4 protein-coding genes are annotated in these 3315 nt (G+C 63.5%); 3 read left to right on the top strand and 1 reads right to left on the bottom strand.

Annotated features, from left to right (window positions below):
• Positions 1–793: 793 nt before the first annotated feature.
• From CHB84_RS23120 to CHB84_RS21985, 3 genes are all read left to right on the top strand, one after another.
• Entirely contained in the window at positions 794–970 is a 177-nt protein-coding gene (locus tag CHB84_RS23120; protein WP_176440096.1) for a hypothetical protein, read from the top strand.
• Positions 971–1086: 116 nt separating this feature from the next.
• Entirely contained in the window at positions 1087–1281 is a 195-nt protein-coding gene (locus CHB84_RS21990; protein ID WP_141134784.1) for a hypothetical protein, read from the top strand.
• Positions 1282–1525: 244 nt separating this feature from the next.
• Complete coding sequence (locus CHB84_RS21985) at positions 1526–2605, top strand: foldase protein PrsA (RefSeq protein ID WP_176440095.1); 1080 nt, start codon at positions 1526–1528, stop codon at positions 2603–2605.
• A gap of 410 nt (positions 2606–3015) precedes the next feature.
• Here the strand turns inward: CHB84_RS21985 and CHB84_RS23325 are convergent.
• The coding region (locus CHB84_RS23325) for a DUF6879 family protein (protein ID WP_217898698.1) at positions 3016–3315 on the bottom strand (300 nt) is incomplete at its 5' end.

Here is a 3315-nt window from a genome sequence, read left to right as displayed (position 1 = left end):
CCGCCACAGCGGCCAGACCCCGACCCGAGACCCGCACCCGGCGCAGCCACCCCCACAGCACACCGACCCGCACCCGCGGCAGACGAACACGGCGCACCCACCGCCCCAGCGCACCAAGCCCGCGACCCAGCGCCACCCCAGCCTTCGGTCGCGCAAACCTCATACCGGAAGGTGCTCCAGGCGCCGATCCCTGCCGGAATATGTTCCCACTGCGTCTGTCGAGGCCGGCTCAGGAGCGAGAGCACCAGACATCGTACGAGCCGGACGCCGTAACGAGACCGGTTTCGAAGTCCCGACACCCCAGTCGGCACGCTTCCTTTCCCCATCACAGTCTGCGCGTGCCCGAGCACGGCGGCTCAGCGACTCCAGGCCACCAGGGCCAACCCGCGTGGTGACGCTGCCACACTGGCGTGCCGTGCACCCCCGGGCGGCTGCTACCAGGCGCCTGGCGACCCCAGACACATGGCGGGACGTTTCGCTCACATCGACTCCAGTCGCACTCACGGGCTCAGGGGCGCAGACACCACACAGTCCTACGCCCACCACTGCTTGTACTCGATCTTGCGTAAAGGAAGGGTGAAGCGCGCGGAATCCCGTCCCGAAGGGGCACCACAGCCGTACGCCTCCAGCAAGCGCCCTGCCGCGGCGTCGGTGCTGGCTGGATTTGGGCTGCTGCTGGCTGCCGTGTCGGCGGTCGTGATTAGCTAGCGCACTCGGGTTAGGCGCGGTCGGGTGCGGGGTGATCAACTGGCTGCGCGCCCACCAGGGCCACGCCCACGGTCGAACCGGATCCGTGGCTGGGATCGCGCTCGGTGTGGTCGTGCTCACCGCCGACGGAGCCGACCAGGCACCTACCGGCACTAGCGGTAACGTCGCTGCAGACATCGAGGTGGGCGCGCCGATGGAGGTTGGCGAGGCGGTCACCGTGGGGAAGTTGACGGTCACGGTCACCGACGTTCGCCCCGCCTGAGCGGAAGTTGCCCCTGGCCTGGACCGAGCTCGGGTCCGTATCGGGTCGTGACAGTGCAGCTGGAGAACTTGACTGGTAAGCAGCATGTCCTTACCAGGACTGGGCAAACTCTCTACATGGCCAAGCAGGAACATCGCCTTGGTACGCAAGCCACCGCTGAGCTATCCGACTCGCCTGCGATGCTGCATTACGTCAAATCCGGTGCTACAGTCCGCAGTCGGTTGGCGTTCGCCGTGCCGAGCGGCGCCGCGGTGGCCGAGGTCGGCTTGCGCAGCACGAACGGGCACGAATGGACCGTTAAGGTTTCGTAGCTGCCCATGTCGGCGTCGCACCAGGCGTGCCGGCTGCCCTTCCGCGGCTTCGGCTGCAGGTTCCCGCTATATCAGGTGACGGCCTGCGCTTCTCACGCTGCACCCGGTCCTATAGGGTCTCGCGGCTCGTTCCCCATCACACCGTGCTGGGGTAATGTGGGTACGCTCACAACTACCAGCGGATCGATACGCTGGTACATGGTCGATCCCCACGCGTACCCGTTAACAGATGGGAGATGTCAGGGTGAGGCTGGCACGGACACGACACGCGCTGGGCCGCGGGCTGCGCAGCCTGCGGCGCCGCCCGACGCTGCTACCCCACACAGCACGCGCTCGACTGATCAGCTTTGTGTTGAGCGTGCTGGTACTAGCCGGTGCCGCCACCCAAGTCGCGCTCACCTGGGCTACCGCTCTACCCGACAACGCCGTGCTCCGGGCCAGTGACACCGTCATCACCAAGGACGAGTTTCAGAAAAGAATCGAGACCCTGGAAGCACTCTACGGCGTGAAAAGGCCGGACAAACAAGCAGAACAGGATCAGTTCAACAAAGACGCGGCGAAATCAGTCGCCGTCAGCCATATACTGGATCGCGCCGCCCAACGCCAGGACATCGTCATCGCGGACAAAAAGGCACGAGACACCCTCAATCAGATGCTCGAGCAGCAACAATCCGGAGGGCGCGACGCCTTCACCAAGTTCCTCGAAAACCAAGGAATCGCTGAAGCAGAGGTCCTCAACGAGCTCAAACGACAGCTCGCCACCAGCCAACTGTTCGAACAAGTCACCGCCGAAGTCGAGCCAGTAACCGACGAGGAAGTGCGAAAGACCTATCAAGACCGTAAAAGCGAGATGGTGTCGCCCGAACAGCGACATCTCCGCAACATCGTGGTCGACTCCAAACAAAAAGCCCAAGAGATACTCTCCCAGGCGCAGTCAGGCGCCGACTTCGCCACACTGGCCGCCCAGCACTCCCTGGACCGAAGCACCAAGGACGAGGGCGGCGACCTGGGCACCGTCACCGCCGAGCAACTCCAGGAGAAATTCGCCGAAGCAGCCTTCCAAGCCGATAAAGACTCGTACTTCGGCCCCGTCAAAACCCAACACGGATGGAATGTGGGACAGGTGGTCGAGGTCACCCCGAGCGAGCAACTTTCATTCGACGAGGTCAAAGAGCAGCTCGAAAAGGACTTGGACACCAAGCGCAAGTTAAAGAAATGGCGCAACTGGCTCGGCGAGCAGATCAAGAAGGCCGACGTAGAGTACGCCGACGAGTACCGTCCGGACGACCCGAACGCCCCGCCTTCTGAAGTTCCGCGGCAATAGCAAATACTCCACACCGATGAACCAGGACGGGGCACCACATAGCACGCCAACAATGCCCCTTGCAGAACGGACCGTTCTACCCCTGTGAACCGTATAAGCGCAGCGTGGAAGCGCGAGAGCTACCGATCTCTGTCAGCTTGTAAGAGGCCGTTTCAGAACGGTTGGCGTGCCTGCTCGGGTTTGTTGATCACGGCTCGGCACCCTGGCCGGGTGGTCGAGCAGTTGGTGCCTGACGAGCTGTGACGGCGGGTGGAGCCGTCGCTGGCGGCCCGCCGGTGTTCCACGCCGTACGGTGCCCACAGCGACACTGACGTCCTGTCACTCCGAGCCGGTGCGATAGAGCGGAGGTACATACTGGCCGGATCGCTTCGCACGCAGAAGCTGGCGCAGCTGTTGCAATGCGCTCGCATTCATGGCATTGACCAATTCGGCCACCCGCTTGATCGTCCGGTAATCGATGCCTCTATTTGCGGCCTCGCTGACGTAGTCATCGATCGCACGACATGCACGCGCTGCACGCGACGACCGTCGTTAACTCGCCGTTGGATGCGTTCGCACCACTGACGCAACTCCTCGGTGAGCGGCACGGTGCCGGTGCGTCGCCACGACGCGACAGCCTCGTCCTCGCTGCTTCCGGAGTACTGTTGCAGCGTTTCCAGCCGGAACAGCGAGTAGCGGAAGGACGTCAGCCCTTCCCACAGGCGGTCAAT

Origin of the sequence: Haloechinothrix alba (genome assembly GCF_900188115.1) — a bacterium.
In the GTDB taxonomy this organism is placed as follows: domain Bacteria; phylum Actinomycetota; class Actinomycetes; order Mycobacteriales; family Pseudonocardiaceae; genus Haloechinothrix; species Haloechinothrix alba.
Note: the sequence above shows the minus strand (reverse complement) of the source record. Positions and strands in the feature narration are given on the sequence as shown.